This window comes from Actinomadura sp. 6N118 (assembly GCF_044326415.1).
Taxonomy (GTDB): Bacteria; Actinomycetota; Actinomycetes; order Streptosporangiales; family Streptosporangiaceae; genus Spirillospora.
In genome coordinates this window covers 157,699-173,413 of the sequence record NZ_JBIRAZ010000011.1, presented here as the reverse complement: position 1 = coordinate 173,413, position 15,715 = coordinate 157,699, and the positions used below count along the sequence as shown (strand labels likewise).

Here is a 15,715-nt window from a genome sequence, read left to right as displayed (position 1 = left end):
GTGGGTCAGGAGTTAGGGAGTCAGGGAATCCAGACGGGGGCTGAGGGCCCGGCTTGGCGCGTTGTGGGGAGCAGATCCGTCTTGTAGGTGTTCACGTAGCGGATGTTGGGGGAGCCGGAGGCGAAGGTTCCCTTGCCGCCAGTGAACTCGGCGGCGAAGTAGCCGTCCCCGTAAGCGCGGACCTTCTTGCTGAACCGGCCCTTGGAGTTGGTCTTGGCCCACCCGGCCAGGTACCAGGTCTTCTTTCCCTTGAAGCGGAAGAGGATCGCGACCTTCTGGCCCTTGTAGGCGCCGCGGCGCCTGGTGTTGTACCAGCGGGTGAGGGTGCCGCGGACGGTGACGTAACGGTTCTTGCGGACCTTGCCCGGCGACACGCTGATCTTGGACATGTCGGTACGCCAGCGCAGGGCCAGACGGACCGGGCTGAAGCCCTCCAGATGGTCACGGTTGGCCTTGGTGTGGATCCGCCAGTAGCCGGAGCTGTTCCACTGCGTGGTGGTGCGGAACGAAGAGCCGTCGGTCGGGCGGAACTTCTTGACCAGCTTCCAGGGGGCGCGGCCGTTCGGCGAGTACTCCAGCAGCAGAGTGGAGATGTTCTGCGGATAGGCCTCGATGTATCCGGCCGCTGTGAGCTTGCCGTACGGGCTGTACCGGAACTCATGGAACGAGATCTTGACGCGCGTCGGCACGGTGATGCGGACCGCGGGACTGGTGGCGCCGTAGCCGACGCTGGAGTCGGCGGCCCAGTGCGCCTCGAAGGTCATGGTCTCGCGGACCGTGGCGACCAGGCGGTACCGGCCGTTGGCGTCGGTGGTCGTGGTCGGCCGCGCCGGGGTGTTCGTCGAGACGTAGAACTCGATGTCCTTGCCGGGCAGCGGGATCCAGGTCGACGACGTCTGGTCGTACCCCTCGAGGAGGCCGGTCAGCGTGACCTGGCCGCCCGGCTTCACCCAGGTGGTGTTGGAGGCGATCGAGATCCGCGCGGAGGTGATCTGCGGGTCGGCCGCCGCGTGGGCGGGCGGGGAGAGCAACGAGAGCATGACCGCGAGTGCGGTCAGCATTCCGAGAACGATGCGGCGCAAGGAGTCTCCCGGGAAGCCAGGTATCGGAGGGTCCGGGGAGTCTATCGCGCAACTTGCCAGTTGTGGCTGGCATGGTGGAAGGGCGCGAGATGCTTAATATCTTCGTAAGAAACCGTGGTCCGTCCGATCTTGGCGGGAGCGGGCCCGGGGCGCAGTCTGGGGGCATGACGCTCTCCTCCATCATCGCCGGGTCCCGTGTGGAGCTGGCCGCAGACCGTGCAGACCGTGCAGACCGTTATGTGTCGACGTCGCCGGCCCGGCCGGACGATGTGGTCGCCGAGGTGGCGCTCGGGGACGCCGGGGTGTTCGTGGATGCCTGCCGGGCCGCGCGAAGCGCCCACGACGCCTGGCGTGATGTGCCTCCTCCGGTGCGGGGCCAGGTGATCGCGGGCGCCGGGCGGCTGGTCGAGGCCAACAAGGAGCGGCTCGCGGAGATCGTCTCGCGGGAGGTCGGGAAGCCGTACGGGGAGGCCCTGGGCGAGGTCCAGGAGATCGCCGACACGTGCGCGTTCTTTCTGGGGGAGGGGCGGCGCATGTACGGGCAGACCGTGCCTTCGGAGATGCCCGACAAGCAGCTGTTCACGTTCCGGGATCCGGTGGGCGTGGTGGCCGTGATCACGGCGGGCAACTTCCCCGTCGCGGTGCCGTCCTGGTACATCGTCCCGGCCTTGTTGTGCGGCAACACGGTGGTGTGGAAGCCCGCGGAGTACGCGGCGGCGTGCGCGGAGGCCTTCTATGAGCTCTTCGCTCACGCGGGAGTCCCGGAGGGCGTGCTGAACGTCGTCTATGCGGACGGCGCGGAGGCCTTCCGGGGGCTGGAGACCGCGCTGGGCGAAGGCCTCGTGGACAAGGTGGGGTTCACCGGGTCCACAGAGGTCGGGGTGCGGATCGGGGAGCTGTGCGGGCGGCATCTGCAGACGCCCTGCCTGGAGCTCGGCGGCAAGAACCCGATGGTCGTGACCGAAGACGCCGAGCTTGAGCTGGCGGTGGAGGGGGCCTTGTTCGCCGGGTTCGGGACGGCGGGGCAGCGGTGCACGTCACTGGGGACCGTGATCGTTCACGAGTCCGTGCACGAGGAGTTCGTGCGGGCGCTGGACGCGGCCACGCGGGCCGCGAAGGTCGGCGATCCCATGGAGGAGGGCATCCTCTTCGGCCCGCTCATCAACGAGCGCTTCGCGGACGGCTTCGAGAAGTCGCTGGGATGGATCGATCCCGCGCGGCACCGGGTCTACGGCTCGGGCGCGGTGGGGCGGATCAGCGAGAGCCAGCCGCGCGAGGGCTTCGTGGGAGATCTCGGCGGGCTCTACTACCACCCGGTGATCGTGGACGGGGTGACGGCCGGGGACGAGCTGTTCCTGAACGAGACGTTCGGGCCCATCGTGGGGGTCACGACCTACCGGACGCTGGACGAGGCGATCACGCTGGCGAACGCGCCGGGCTATGGGCTGTCGTCGGCGATCTACACGACGGACCCGAAGAAGGTCTTCACATTCCGCCGGGGCATCCGGGCCGGGATGGTCAGCGCCAACAACTCGACATCGGGCGCCGAGGCGCATTTGCCGTTCGGCGGCAACGGGCGTTCAGGCAACGGGAGCCGGCAGTCTGGGATCTGGGTGCTCGACCAGTTCACGCGCTGGCAGTCGATGAACTGGGATTACTCGGGCCGCCTCCAGAAGGCCCAGATGGACGTACTGGAGATCGACGCCGACCTCGGCTTCCGGCTTTAGGGGGCCTGAGTGGAGTTTCCGGCATCGGCCGACGTGGTGGTCGTCGGCGGGGGCGTGATGGGGACGAGCATCGCGTTCCACCTGGCGGAGGCCGGGGTGGACGTGGTGCTGATCGAGCGGGACGAGCTCGGCTCGGGCTCGACCTGCAAGGCGGCCGGGGGAGTGCGGGCGCAGTTCTCCGACGAGGTCAACATCCAGCTCGGGGCGCGCAGCCTGGAGGCGTTCGGGCGGTTCGGGCAGCGGCCGGGGCAGGAGATCGACCTGCATCGGGTCGGCTACCTGTTCCTGCTGTCGACGGCCGAGGACGTTGCGGCGTTCGAGCAGAGCGTCGCGCTGCAGAACGAGCTGGGCGTGCCCAGCCGGATGATCTCAGTGAACGAGGCGAAACGGCTGTCGCCGCTGATCGAGACGGACGGTCTGCTGGCCGCCACGTTCTCTCCTGATGACGGGCACTGCACGCCTGAGTCGGTCGTGCTGGGGTACGCGACGGGCGCTCGGCGTCATGGCGCACGGGTATTGCCCCACTGCGAGCTGCTGGACGTCGAGATGGGCGACGGCATCAGGGCCGTGCGCACGTCTCGCGGGCACATCGAGACGTCGGCGGTGGTCTGCGCCGCCGGGGCATGGTCGGCGGCCATCGGCGACATGGTGGGGGTGAACCTCCCGGTCACCCCGTTGCGTAGGCAGATTGTGTTCACCGAGCCGATGCCGGACCTGCCGCGGCCGGTACCGATGACGATCGACTTCGCGACGACGTTCTACTTCCACGGCGAGGGCCATGGGCTGATGCTCGGTATGTCCGATCCGGACGAACGCCCGGGGTTTCGGCTGGAGCGTGACGACGCCTGGCTGCCCAGGCTGGGCGAGGCGATGGCCACGCGGGCGCCGAGCCTGCTGGAGGTGGGCGTCACGACGGGATGGGCCGGGCTGTACGAGGTAAGCCCGGATCACAACGCCCTCATCGGAGAGGCTCCCGGCGTCAGCCGTTTCCTCTACGCGACCGGTTTCTCCGGGCACGGGTTCCTGCAGGGCCCGGCGATCGGCGAGATCATCCGCGATCTCTATCTCGGCCGCGAGCCGTTCGTGGACGTGTCACCCCTTGATGCCCGCCGCCTGGAGGGCGATCTGCTGCGACCGGAGATCAACTGTGTCTGACGTCTTCTCGCTGATGGACGAGTGGGGCCCCGAACGGGTCGTCTGCGTCTCCGACACCCGCACCGGGATGAAGGGCGTGCTCGTCATCGACAACACCGCGCGCGGGATGGGCAAGGGCGGCATGCGCATGAGCCCCACCGTCACCGTGACCGAGGTGGCGAGGCTCGCCCGGGTGATGACGTACAAGTGGGCCGGTGTCGATCTCTTCTTCGGCGGCGCCAAGGCGGGCATCGTGGCCGATCCCGCGTCGCCGGACAAGGAAGCGATCTTGCGGGCGTTCGTCCGGGCGTTGTCGAAGGAGATCCCGCACCAGTACGTGGTCGGCCTCGACATGGGCCTGACCGAACGTGACGCGGCGATCGTCCAGGACGAGCTCGGTGACCGCGGCGCGGCCGTGGGCACGCCGCACGCACTCGGCGGCATGCCGTACGACGAGCTGGGCGTGACCGGTTTCGGCGTTGCCGAGGTGACCGACGCTGCCGCGCAGGAGATCGGCCTCCCGTTGGAGGGGGCACGCGTCGTCATCCAGGGCTTCGGTGCCGTGGGACACGCGGCGGCCCGGCGGCTGGTCGAGCTGGGCGCGATCGTGGTCGCCGTCTCCACGGTCCGGGGCGGGCTGTACGACCCGAACGGCTTGGACGTGGCGCGCCTCCTCAAGCTCCGGGCCGAGGCCGGCGACGAACTGATCCGCGAGTACGGCTCCGGTACCTATCTCGAACCGGGGGCCGAGCTGTTGACGCCCGCCGAGATCCTCATCCCGGCGGCACTCCAGGACGTCATCGACGAGCAGGTCGCGGCCCGGCTCGACGCCCGGATCGTCATCGAGGGCGCCAACCTCCCGACCACTCCCGCCGCGCGGAACGTCCTGGCCGGTCGGGGCATCACGGTCGTCCCAGACTTCGTCGCCAACGCGGGCGGCGTGGTCGCGGCGGGCTTCGCGATGGACGCCCGCTACTCCGCGTTCCGCCCCGAGTCCGAGGCCGTCTTCGCCACGGTCGCCGCCAAGCTGCGCGACAACACCTCCACCGTCCTGGCCGAGGCCGCCCGGCGCGACACCACCACGCACGAGGCGGCCGTCGCACTGGCCCAGCACCGCGTCCGCACCGCGATGGAGCTCAAGGGCCGCATGGCGCTGACGGCCTAGGACGCGGCGGGCTTGAGGGTCGCGGCGGTTGAGGGGCCCGGCGGCCTAGGAGGCTTGGGCCGTCAGCTCGTCCTCCAGGGCGGTGGCCGCCGCCATGAGCTCGCGCATCGTGACCTTGACGAGGGGATTGGTATTGGTGGTGCGGCACAGCACGGTGACATGGCGTTGCGGCGAGCGCCGGCTGAGCCGCAGCGTCCGCAGGCCCGGATCCGGCACAAGGCCCAGCGCCGGGACGAGCGCGATGCCCAGGCCGCGGGCCACGAGCCCGCACACCACCGCGTAGTCGTTGCTGCGGAACGCGATGTCCGGCGTGAACCCGGCGCTCTTGCAGAGCCGCACCAGTGCCTGGGCGCCGGACGTCTCCGGGCGGCTGGCGATCCAGGTCTCGCCGTTCAGGTCGCGCAGCGGCACCGTCCGCGCTCCGTTCCGCGCGAGGGGATGGGTCGCGGGCAGGCACAACACCAGGTTCTCGTCCATCAGCGAGGTCTCGACGATCTGCTCCGGCCAGGTGCGCGGGAACAGGTCGTACCGGTAGACGAGCTGGAGGTCGAGATCCCCGTCCAGCAGCTCCGGCAGCAGCTCGTCGGGCTCGCCCTCGGACAGTGTGATCTTGGTGCCGGGCCTGTCGCGGGTCAGCCCCGCCAGCGCCCGCGGCAGGATCCGCGCACTGGCCGTCGGGAAGCTCCCCAGCTGCACCGAGCCCTTCTGGCCGCTCGCCATCGTGCGCAGCTCGCGCTCCAGCGAGTCGAGCGCGTCCAGTACGTCGTCGCCCTTCTTGACCAGCATGAACGCGGCGTATGTGGGGTGGACGCTGCGGGCCCTGCGCTCGAAGAGCAGGACCCCGCTGGTCCGTTCCAGCGCGGCGATCTGCTGCGAGACGGCGGACGCCGTGTAGCCCAGGTTTCGGGCCGCGTCCGCGAACGAACCCGTCCGCACGACCTCACGCACGGTCTGGATGTGCAGCGGACTGATCATGTCGCTCCCGGGTGGCCGTGAATGCCTACTTTTGCTGGTCCGGGGCCTTTTCGTCCAGACCTGGATCAAGGAATCGCCAGGCCACGATATGTTCAGCCCGGTGTGTAACGTCCTGGCCCCGGGTGGCGCTGACTTCCATGAGGATCGAAGCCGCTGCGGGGTCGGCACGATCGCGGGCCTACATGAACGGGTGGCTTCATGTCAGAGCAAGGCACGCGGCCCTATGGCCGTGATCCCCAGGGCGTCGTCTGGCCCGACCTCCTGGTCGTCGCCCGCCCTGGGACTGCCGCCGGTGCGACCGCCGTCCCGAGCGGTATGCCGGGCGCCCTCCCGAGCGCCGTCCCGAGCGCTGCCCCGAGCGGTATGCCGGGCGCCCTCCCGAGCGCCGTCCCGAGCGCTGCCCCGGGCGTCATGCCGGGCGCCGTCCCGAGCGCTGCCCCGGGTGGTGTGCTGGCCGCGCAGGGGTCTGCCGGGCCGGGCGGCACGCCTGGACGGCAGGGCGGAGGCCGGAGGAGCCGGAGGAGGGCCAAGGACCGGCGCCAGCCTCAGTGGCGTTTCGTAGCGGCCGGCGCGGCGGGAGTCGTGACCTTCGCGGCCACGCTGGTGGGGATGAACGCCGTCTTCGGCGACGAGGACGGGCCTCCGACGGCCCAAGCGCTGAAGGCCTGCGACGCGCCCGGATGCGTGGCGCCGGAGGTCCTGCCGACCACGGCCACTCCCTCGTCGGAGGAGGACGTACAGCCCAAGACCGCCAAGTCGACAAAGCGCCCGAGCACCACGCCCTCGCCGACATCGCCGCCGACCGTGAAGCCGCAGAGTTCGGGCCCGCCCTCGCGCCCAGCCCCGGCCCCTGCCCCGACACCACCCGAGCACGCGCCGAGGACCGCCCCTCCGGGACCACCGGTCACCGTCAGCTACACGGGCGCCGACAGCGGCTACTGGGAGTACCGCGGCACCTTCACGGTCACCAACAGGAGCGGCGCCACGCTCCCGCCCTGGCGTCTCGCGTTCAATCTTCCGTGGCACACCAGATTGCGGGCTCTGTGGCCGTTCCCGTGGCATCACGAAGGCTGGACCATCGTGGTCAACGGCGGCGCGCTGGCGAACGGTGCCAGCCACACCGTGACGTTCCTCGCGCGGGGCCAGACTGGATCGCCTGTCGGCTGCACGATCAACCACAGCCCCTGCGAGCCGCGCTGACATGCGGTATTAGCCTGGATCCATTCGGCACTAGCCTGGATCAATGTCGGCTGCACATGACCTCGACACGATCCGGCGGCGGTTGTCGGGGGCCGGGTTCTTCCGTACGGACCTGACGGCCCGGGCGGCGTACTCCTCGGACGCCTCGATCTACCGGCAGGTCCCGGTGGCGGTCGCGGAGCCGCGGACGGAGGCCGACCTCGCCCTGACGCTGGAGCTGGCGGCCGACGCGGGGCTGCCGGTGACGATGCGGGGCGGCGGTACGTCGATCGCGGGCAACTCCATCGGACGCGGGATCGTGGTGGACACGTCCCGGCACCTCAACCGGATCACGTCGATCGATCCGGACGCCCGAACCGCTGTTGTCGAGCCGGGGGTGGTGCTCGACGACCTGCGGGCGGCGGCCGGGGCGTACGGGCTCACGTTCGGCCCTGACCCGTCAAGCCATTCGCGGTGCACGCTGGGCGGGATGATCGGCAACAACGCGTGCGGGTCGCATTCGGTGGCGTGGGGCATCACGGCCGACAACGTCGAGGCACTCCGGCTGCTGCTCCCGGACGGGCGCGAACTCGCGGCGGGCAAGGGCACGAGCGGAGACGCTCGGATCGACGCCGAGCTGACGCGGCTGCGTGACGCTCATCTGGGGCCGCTCCGGACCGAGCTCGGCAGGTTCAGCCGCCAGGTCTCGGGCTACGGCCTGCACCATCTGCTGCCTGAGAACGGCTTCGACGTGGCCAAGGCGCTGGTGGGCAGCGAGGGCACGTGCGGACTGATCACGGAGGCGACGGTACGGCTCGTTCCAGTGCCGGCCGTGCGGGCGCTGGCCGTGCTCGGCTTCCCCGACGTCTACACGGCGGCCGAGGTCGCGCCATTCGCGGCCCGTTCCGGTGCGCTGACCGTGGAGGGGATGGCAGCTGATCTGCTGACGGCGCTCCGGGCGCAACCCGGCCGGGGTGCCGCCGGATCGGCGTTGCCACCGGGAGGCGGCTGGCTCTACTGCGAGGTCGGTGGCGAGTCGCTCGCGGAGGCGCGGGAGGCGGCCCACGCGCTGGTCACGGCCGTACGCGGGATCGTTCCCGAGACGAACGCGGTCGTGGTGGACGAGCCCGCCGAGATGCGGGCGCTGTGGTGGATCCGCGAGGCGGGCTCGGGAATCGTGACCCGCCTGCCGGACGGCGGCGAGGCGTGGCCCGGCTGGGAAGACTCGGCCGTTCCTCCTGAACGGCTCGGCGATTACCTGCGGGATCTGTACGGACTCATGCAGAGGCGAGGTCTCAGAGGCGTTCCCTACGGGCACTTCGGGGAGGGCTGCCTGCACCTGCGCCTCGACTTCGGCTTGGACGCGCCGGGTGGTGTGGCGGCCTACCGGGAGTTCATGGAGGCCGCCGCCGATCTGGTGCTCTCGTACGGCGGAACGGTCTCCGGCGAGCACGGGGACGGCCGGGCTCGGTCTGAGCTGCTGCCCAAGATGTACTCGCCGGAGCTGATGACCGCGTTCTCGGTGTTCAAGGGCGTCTTCGACCCGGCAGGGCGGCTCAACCCCGGAGTGATCACCGACCCGGCGCCCATGGACGCGGATCTGCGGCCCGGCCCCGGCCGCGACGCCCTGCTGATCAAGCTGCCGATCGAGCCGGTGCACGCCCTCTCCCGTGACCGCGGGTCGTTCGCGGCGGCGGTGCACCGATGCGTGGGCGTCGGTGCCTGCCGGAACCTGGAGACCGGTGCGATGTGCCCCTCGTTCAAGGTCACCAGGGACGAGGTCCACTCGACGCGTGGCCGCGCCCGCGTGCTCGCGGAGATGTTGCGCGGCGAGACGATCGCGGACGGATGGCGGTCGGAGGAGGTGCGGGAGGCGCTCGACCTGTGCCTGTCCTGCAAGGCATGCGCGAACGACTGCCCGGTCAATGTCGACATGGCGACCTACAAGGCGGAGTTCCTGCACCGGCACTACGGCGGACGGGTCCGGCCCTTGGCGCACTATTCGATGGGCTGGCTGCCGTTGTGGTCGCGGGCCGTGACAGCTCTCCCCGGCGCGGCCCGGGTCGCCAATGCGGCCCTGCAGCGGGGACCCGTGGCCGCGCTGGCGAAGCGGCTCGCGGGTGTCGAGCCGCGGCGCGAGATGATCTCCTTTGCGGAGGAGACGCTGAAGGAGTGGTTCCGCAGGCGTCCCCGGCGGCACGGCAATCGCGAGCACGGCAGCCGCGAGAACGGCAAGCGCGAGCACTGCCCCAAGGTGGTGTTGTGGCCCGACACGTTCACCGCCTTTCACTCGCCGGAGGTCGGACAGGCGGCGGTCGAGGTGCTGGAGGCCCTGGGATACCAGGTACTGATGCCGCCCGGGCGGGTCTGCTGCGGGCTGACCTGGCACTCGACCGGCCAGCTCAAGATCACCAAGCGTGTCCTCGTCCACACCCTGGACGTGCTGGAGCCGGCGCTGGAAGCCGGGCTGCCCGTCATCGGCCTCGAACCGTCCTGCACCGTGATGTTGCGCGACGAGGCGGCCGAGCTCCTGCCAGGCGATCCGCGGGCCAAGCTCCTTGCCGAGAGCATGGTGACGCTTGCCGAGGTCGTCGCGGGGCATGTCGCAGCGCACGAGGGCGACTGGCCGTTCGAACGCCTTGACGTGGCCGCGGTGTCGCAGGTGCACTGCCACCAGGAGGCCAAGGGGTCGTACGACCCTGACCGTGCGGTGCTGGAGCGGCTCGGTGTCGAGACCGACGTCATCGGCGCCGGATGCTGCGGTCTGGCGGGCAATTTCGGCTTCGAGCCCGGCCACTGGGAGGTCTCCCAGGCGTGCGCCGAACGCGAGCTGTACCCCAAGGTCCGCGAGGCCGGGGCCGACGCGCTCATCCTCGCCGACGGCTTCTCCTGCCGTACGCAGGTGACCCAGGGGACTGATCGTCGCGGGCTTCACCTGGCCGAAGTCCTGCGCCGGGCCCTCGCGGAGCCCTCACTGGGCTCTCACCGGCCCTCCCCTGATCCTCCCCTGAGGCGACCCTGAACCTCCCCTGAGAACGGTTCTCAGCGCCGGATCCCGGGCCTAGCGTGACGAACGCCCCAAGATCCATTTCAGGAGGAACCGTTCATGCTCAAGGCCAGACCAGCCTTGCGCCGTGCCGTCATCTGGAGCACAGGCGCCGCCGCATTGGCCACCACAGGGGCCGTCGTCAGCCCGGCCTTCGGCACCGCTCCCGAGGTGAACGCGACGGCCGTGGCCGCCAATGGCGTCCAGTGGTCCCCGTGCAAGCCGCCGGACGACCCCAAGTGGGCGGCATGGAAGGGTTCCGAGTGCGCGACCCTGCGGCTGCCCATCGACTGGGCCCGCCCGGACGGCCCGACGTTCGACCTGGCGATCGCCCGCCGTCAGGCCGATCCCGCGGCGCGCACCGGCACCCTCGTGTTCGGCCCCGGCGGTCCGGGTGACTCCGGCGTCGAACGGGTCGGGACGGGCGTGTCCCGGTTCAGTCCTGAGGTCCGCCGCCGGTTCGACATCGTCAGTTTCGACCCGCGTGGTGTGGGCCTCAGCAGCCCGGTGACCTGCACGCCCGCGCTGCTCGCCGAACGGCCGTCGCCGAAGATGACGAGCCAGGCCGACTTCGAGGCCACCGTCGCGTACAACAGGCGCCTGCGCGACGACTGCCGGGCGAACACCAAGCCCGCAGGCATCTTCGACCATCTCGACTCGGGCCAGACCGTTCGCGACCTGGAGGCCATCCGCGTCGCGCTCGGCGAGAAGAAGCTGACGTTCCACGGCAGCTCGTACGGCACGATGCTCGGCGCGCAGTACGCCGAGACCTATCCCCGCAACGTGCGGGCGATGGTGCTGGAGAGCGTGATGGACCACAGCGTTCCCACCACGCGCGCCCTCCTCAAGGACGGCGCGGCTGCCGGCCAGGACCTGTTCAACGAGTTCGTGAAGTGGTGTGAGGGCAATGCGGACTGCGCACTGCGAGACCGTGACGTGCGCGCTGTCTGGAAGAAGCTGCTGGCCAAGGCCGAACGTGGCGAACTGGCCACTCCGCCGAGGCTGGCGGGCAGGCTCGGATCGCGGCTGACCTCGAACGATCTGGTCAACATGGTCGCTTTCCGGGCGTTCTATCAGGCCGGCTTCAAGATGCTCGCGGACGACATCGTCGACATGGAGACACGTGAGGCGTCCGGCCCACCCCCGAGGCTGTCGCCGCTTCCGCCTGCCGTGCCGGTGTTCTGCGCGGATTGGCAGTTGCCGGTGCGCAACTACCGGGAGTACGCGTCGTTGGTGCGGACGATGAACAGGACCGCGCCTGACATGCCGTACCTGCTGCCCCTCCGTCTGGCGGCCGCGTGCCTCGGTGCTCCCACGGCCAACCCGCAGCACCGGCTCAAGCCGACGGCGCGCAAGGCCCCGACGGTCCTGCTGGTGAACTCGGCGCACGACCCGGCCACGCCGCACAAGTGGGCCGTGTCGGTCACCCGGCAGTTCGGCCGCAAGGGCGTGCTTGTCACGTACGACGGCTGGGGGCATGGCAGCGCCAACGACACTCCCTGTATGGAGAAGGCCGTCGACGGCTACCTGACCGACCTGAAGGTGCCCGCCCGAGGCACCCACTGCCCAGCCGTGTCCTAGAGACGTGCCGTAGAGACGTGCCCTGGAGACGTGGTCTCGTGACTCAGCCGCCCCGGTCCCGCCGCGTGTCCAGCCGGCGGGACCGGGGTGCTGGGGCGCCTGATGCCGGCGGGGAGGGTGTTCGCCGGACATCGGGCGCCGGGCGCACCCGGCGTGGGCGGGCCGGGTGCACGTGGTTCTCGTGCATGTGGTTCTCGTGCCCGTGGTTCTCGCACGTGGTTTCAGGGAGTGGCGAGCGCCTCGGTCGGGGCGAGGCGGGCGGCGCGGATCGCCGGGTAGAGACCGGCGATCCCGCCGATCAGCAGGGTCGCGGCGATGCCGCCGGCCATGGCCCAGGTCGGTACCACGGTCGGCCAGCCCTGGCTCAGCGCGTAGATCGCCGTGACGACGATGCCGAGCGCCACTCCGCCCACTCCGCCCAGGGCGGCGAGCAGCTGCGATTCGGTGAGGAACTGCAGCCTGATCTGACCCCGGGTGGCGCCCAGCGACCGCCGCAAGCCGATCTCCGCCCGGCGTTCCAGCACCGAGATGACCATGGTGTTGGCGATACCGACGCCGCCGACCAGCAACGCGACCCCGCCCAGCCCGAGGAGCAGTCCGGTGAACGCCTTGTCGGTGGCCTGCTCGGCCGCCAGCGCGTCCGACGGCCGGGCCACCTTGATCTCGTTCGGCGACTCGGGGTTGGCGGTCTGGGCCAGCAGGCCTCCCACGGTCTCGATCGACTTCTTCTCCACCCGCGTGTAGATGTTGGTCGGGTGGCCGTCGAAGCCGAGATGGGTCTGCGCCGCCTCCCAGCCGACCAGCGCCGCGCTGTCCAGTTCGGGCGCGAGCTGGTTCGGGCTCAGGATCCCCACGACCGTGAACCACTTGGCGCCGAGCCAGACCTGCTGGTTGGGCGAGCCGACCCCGAGACGTTCGGCCGCCGCGGAGCCCAGCACGACGGCCGGGTACCGGCTCGTGCCCTCGTTCAGCCAGTTGCCGGCGGCCAGCTTCAGCCCGATCGTGGACGGCAGGCCGAGGCGGGCCGCCTGCACGCTGATGCCGCCGCTCTCGCCCTCGTCGATGTGATCGTTGCGATAGACCTTGGTGTTGTCGATCTTGCCGGTCGCGGACGCGGACAGCACGTCGGGGATCCGTGCGATCATGCCGTCCGACTCCTTGGGCAGCTTGGCGGCGTCGCCGAAGAAGTCGTTGCCCGGCCCCACCGTCAGCAGGTTGGTCCCGAGCTTGTCCAGCATGTCCTGGAGTTGGGCCCGGCTGGACGTCGAGATGCCGACCACGCCGATCATGGCCGCGATGCCGATCGCGATGCCGAGTGCGGAGAGGAACACCCGCAGCGGCCGGGCGCGCAGGCCGGCACCGCCGACCTTGAGCACGTCCCGGGGGCCGAGACGGGCCGGGACGTCGTCGCCCTCGACCTTGATGCGGCTTCCCTCCACCTTGTCGCGGCCACCCTCGATGGTGACGCCCCCTTCCTTGGAGGCGCGTCTGGACCGTCTGCGGCTCATCGCGCCACCTCCGCCCAGGCGTCGTCCCGTTCGATCCGCCCGTCCCGCATCCGCACCTGCCGGGGCAGGAGGTCGGCGATGTCGCGGTCGTGGGTGATCAGGATGACGGTGGTCCCACCCGCCGCCAGTTCCCGCAGCAGGTCGATCACCCCGGTCCCCGTGGCGGAGTCCAGCGCGCCCGTCGGCTCGTCGGCGAGCAACATCGCCGGTTCGCCGACCACCGCCCGCGCGATCGCGACCCGCTGTTTCTCTCCGCCGGAGAGCTGATGCGGCCGGTGCCCGAGGCGGTGCCCGAGCCCGACGCGTTCCAGCGCCCTGCGCGCCCGCCGGCGCCGCTCCGCCGGCGGGACGCCCCCGTACAGCAGGCCGTCGGCGACGTTGTCGAGCGCGCTCACCCCGGCAGCCAGGTGGAACTGCTGGAACACGAACCCGATCCGCCGTGAGCGCAGCGCCGACAACTTCCTGTCGGTGAGCCGGGAGACGTCGCGGCCCTGGATCAGCACGGTGCCCGAACTGGGTCGGTCGAGTGTGCCGAGCAGGTGGAGCATGGTCGACTTGCCCGAGCCCGACGGGCCCACGACCGCCACGAGCTCGCCGGACTCGATCGCCACCGAGACGTGGTCCAGCGCGGTGACGTCGCCCGGATAGGTCTTGGTGACCTCCCGCAGTTCCACGACCGGGGTCATTTCGGGATCCCCACCTTCATGCCCTCGGCGAGGCCCGGGCCGGTGATCGCGACCCGGCCCTCGGCGAACGCCTGGGTCTCGACCTTCACCGTGCGGACGGTCGAGCCCTGAACGACCTGGACGCCGTAGCCGCCGCCGGGCTGCGCGACGAGCGCGCCGACCGGCACGACGAGCACGTCGTCGTGCTCGGCGGAGGTGAACGCGACGTCCACCGGGGCCTTGTCGTAGGAACCGAGCGCCTTCTGCTTCGACACCGCGATGGTGATCTCAATCGTCGGCGGGTTCTCCCCGCTGCCCTCCTTGGCGACCTTGCCGATCTTGGAGACCCTGCCCTTGGTGGTCTCCTCCTCGGTCAGCTCGATCGTCACCGGCGCGCCCTTCTTGACGAGCCGCTGGTACTTCAGGTCCAGGTCCACGGTCACCACCCGGGTCGTGCCGGTGTAGGTGAACGCCGGGCCGCCCGCCCGGTCGCCGACGTTCGCCTTGCGCTCGGCCACCCGGATCGAGTTCCGGGCGACCATCGCCGAGCCGGGGGCGATCTTGCCCGTCTCCTTCAGCCCGAGGTCCTCCTGCCATTCCTTCACCGCGGTGGCGGTGGCGGAGCTGAACTCGTCGTCCACCGTGAAGCCGCTGTAGCCGAGGGCGCTCAGGTTGCGTTCGAGCTGCGTCACGTCGGGGCCTTCGGAACCGGTGCCCAGCGTCCGGTAGATCGGCAGCTTCCCGTACAGCAGCGGTACCGGCTTGTTGTCGATCCGGTAGACGGTCCGGCCCCTGGTGATCAACGAGCCGGGCGAGGGCAGCCACGTCAGCGTCCCGCCGCCCGCGGTGGAGGCGGTGCTCGTGGCGCCGTACGAGAGAGTCCCGCCCACCGACTCGGTCTCGGTGAGGGTGGTGCGTTCGATCTCGGCGGTCGCGGGCGGCAGCCCGCTGTGCGCCACAGGGGTTCCGCCGCCTCCGCCCAGCCCGACCGTCGCGAGGCCGGCGCCGGCGATCACGATGACGCAGGCGGCGCTCAGGAAGGCCGTCCGCTTCCCGTTCAAGGTCAGTTCCCCTTCTTACCGGGACGCTCCGGACGCAGGTGACCACAGGCCTTGTCGGCAGCCTGGAACTTCGGGCTCTCCGGGTTCTCGCCGATCGACTCCTGCTTGGGAGCGCCGGCGCCGCCCTTGGTGGTGCCCTTGTGCTCGATCCTGCCGTCTTCACCCGGATCGGGCATGTTGATGCCGTGCTGGCGCATGCACTTGGCGAAGGCCCGCATCTTGGTGACCTCCTCCGGGCTGAGCTTGGGAGGCTTCCCGCCGTTCGGCATGAGGTGCTTGCACTTGGCCTCGGCGGCCTTCATCTTCTCGGGGTTGTCGTCGCCCTTCTTGCCCTCCACCTTGGTGACCATGCCGCCGCCCGAGCCCTGCTGCGGGTCCGCCATGTTGATGCCGTTGTCGCGCATGCATTTGGCGAAGTTCCGCATCGCCGACAGTTCGTCGGTCTGCTTGGCGGTGGGCGAGGTGCTCGCGCCCTTGCCGTCGCCTCCGCAGGCCGCCAGGCCAAGTGCGAGTACCGGCAACAGGGCCGGTATCGCGAACAGTTGTCGCCGCATCGATTCGTCTCCTTGTCGACTTTCATGGACGGACGGAC

General features: G+C 70.3%; 12 protein-coding genes. 6 read left to right on the top strand and 6 right to left on the bottom strand.

The window, feature by feature from the left end:
• Nucleotides 1–20: 20 nt before the first annotated feature.
• Complete coding sequence (locus ACH34W_RS28015; RefSeq protein WP_395964077.1) at nucleotides 21–1,061, bottom strand: hypothetical protein; 1,041 nt, start codon at nucleotides 1,059–1,061, stop codon at nucleotides 21–23.
• Nucleotides 1,062–1,246: 185 nt separating this feature from the next.
• Between ACH34W_RS28015 and ACH34W_RS28010 the strand changes: the two genes are divergently transcribed.
• Genes ACH34W_RS28010 through ACH34W_RS28000 form a run of 3 tightly spaced genes read left to right on the top strand, consistent with a single transcriptional unit; the run spans nucleotide 1,247 to nucleotide 5,108 of the window.
• On the top strand, nucleotides 1,247–2,809 hold the full coding sequence (locus tag ACH34W_RS28010; RefSeq protein ID WP_395964076.1) for an aldehyde dehydrogenase family protein: 1,563 nt from the start codon (nucleotides 1,247–1,249) through the stop codon (nucleotides 2,807–2,809).
• A 9-nt stretch (nucleotides 2,810–2,818) separates the two neighbouring features.
• Nucleotides 2,819–3,964, top strand: a complete 1,146-nt coding sequence (locus ACH34W_RS28005; RefSeq protein WP_395964075.1) for an NAD(P)/FAD-dependent oxidoreductase — start codon at nucleotides 2,819–2,821, stop codon at nucleotides 3,962–3,964.
• Nucleotides 3,957–5,108: a Glu/Leu/Phe/Val dehydrogenase gene (locus ACH34W_RS28000; protein ID WP_395964074.1), complete on the top strand. Its 1,152-nt coding sequence runs from the start codon at nucleotides 3,957–3,959 to the stop codon at nucleotides 5,106–5,108. Before ACH34W_RS28005 ends, ACH34W_RS28000 begins: the two co-directional genes overlap by 8 nt.
• Nucleotides 5,109–5,153: 45 nt before the next feature.
• Here ACH34W_RS28000 and ACH34W_RS27995 read toward each other — a convergent pair whose 3' ends face one another.
• Nucleotides 5,154–6,083 carry a LysR family transcriptional regulator gene (locus tag ACH34W_RS27995; RefSeq protein ID WP_395964073.1) on the bottom strand — a complete coding sequence of 310 codons (930 nt, stop codon included), beginning with the start codon at nucleotides 6,081–6,083 and terminating at the stop codon, nucleotides 5,154–5,156.
• Nucleotides 6,084–6,281: 198 nt separating this feature from the next.
• Here ACH34W_RS27995 and ACH34W_RS27990 point away from each other — a divergent pair, with 198 nt between their 5' ends.
• The 3 genes from ACH34W_RS27990 (at nucleotide 6,282) to ACH34W_RS27980 (ending at nucleotide 11,889) form a co-directional block, all read left to right on the top strand.
• Nucleotides 6,282–7,283: a hypothetical protein gene (locus ACH34W_RS27990; RefSeq protein WP_395964072.1), complete on the top strand. Its 1,002-nt coding sequence runs from the start codon at nucleotides 6,282–6,284 to the stop codon at nucleotides 7,281–7,283.
• 43 nt (nucleotides 7,284–7,326) lie between these two features.
• Nucleotides 7,327–10,284 carry an FAD-binding and (Fe-S)-binding domain-containing protein gene (locus ACH34W_RS27985; protein ID WP_395964071.1) on the top strand — a complete coding sequence of 986 codons (2,958 nt, stop codon included), beginning with the start codon at nucleotides 7,327–7,329 and terminating at the stop codon, nucleotides 10,282–10,284.
• An 84-nt stretch (nucleotides 10,285–10,368) separates the two neighbouring features.
• Nucleotides 10,369–11,889, top strand: coding sequence for an alpha/beta hydrolase (locus ACH34W_RS27980; RefSeq protein WP_395964070.1), 1,521 nt, complete (start codon nucleotides 10,369–10,371; stop codon nucleotides 11,887–11,889).
• 221 nt (nucleotides 11,890–12,110) lie between these two features.
• Here the strand turns inward: ACH34W_RS27980 and ACH34W_RS27975 are convergent, their stop codons facing one another.
• From ACH34W_RS27975 to ACH34W_RS27960, 4 genes are read right to left on the bottom strand one after another with little or no spacing between them, the layout of a single operon-like run.
• Nucleotides 12,111–13,397 (bottom strand): ABC transporter permease, encoded by a 1,287-nt coding sequence (locus ACH34W_RS27975; protein WP_395964069.1) that lies wholly within the window; start codon nucleotides 13,395–13,397, stop codon nucleotides 12,111–12,113.
• Nucleotides 13,394–14,083: an ABC transporter ATP-binding protein gene (locus ACH34W_RS27970; RefSeq protein ID WP_395964068.1), complete on the bottom strand. Its 690-nt coding sequence runs from the start codon at nucleotides 14,081–14,083 to the stop codon at nucleotides 13,394–13,396. The genes ACH34W_RS27975 and ACH34W_RS27970 overlap by 4 nt, the downstream gene beginning before the upstream one ends.
• Nucleotides 14,080–15,123 carry a peptidoglycan-binding protein gene (locus ACH34W_RS27965; protein WP_395964067.1) on the bottom strand — a complete coding sequence of 348 codons (1,044 nt, stop codon included), beginning with the start codon at nucleotides 15,121–15,123 and terminating at the stop codon, nucleotides 14,080–14,082. The genes ACH34W_RS27970 and ACH34W_RS27965 overlap by 4 nt, the downstream gene beginning before the upstream one ends.
• A 2-nt stretch (nucleotides 15,124–15,125) precedes the next feature.
• The gene (locus tag ACH34W_RS27960; protein ID WP_395964066.1) at nucleotides 15,126–15,677 is read right to left on the bottom strand and encodes a hypothetical protein; all 552 of its coding nucleotides are present in this window, start codon (nucleotides 15,675–15,677) and stop codon (nucleotides 15,126–15,128) included.
• Nucleotides 15,678–15,715: the final 38 nt, after the last annotated feature.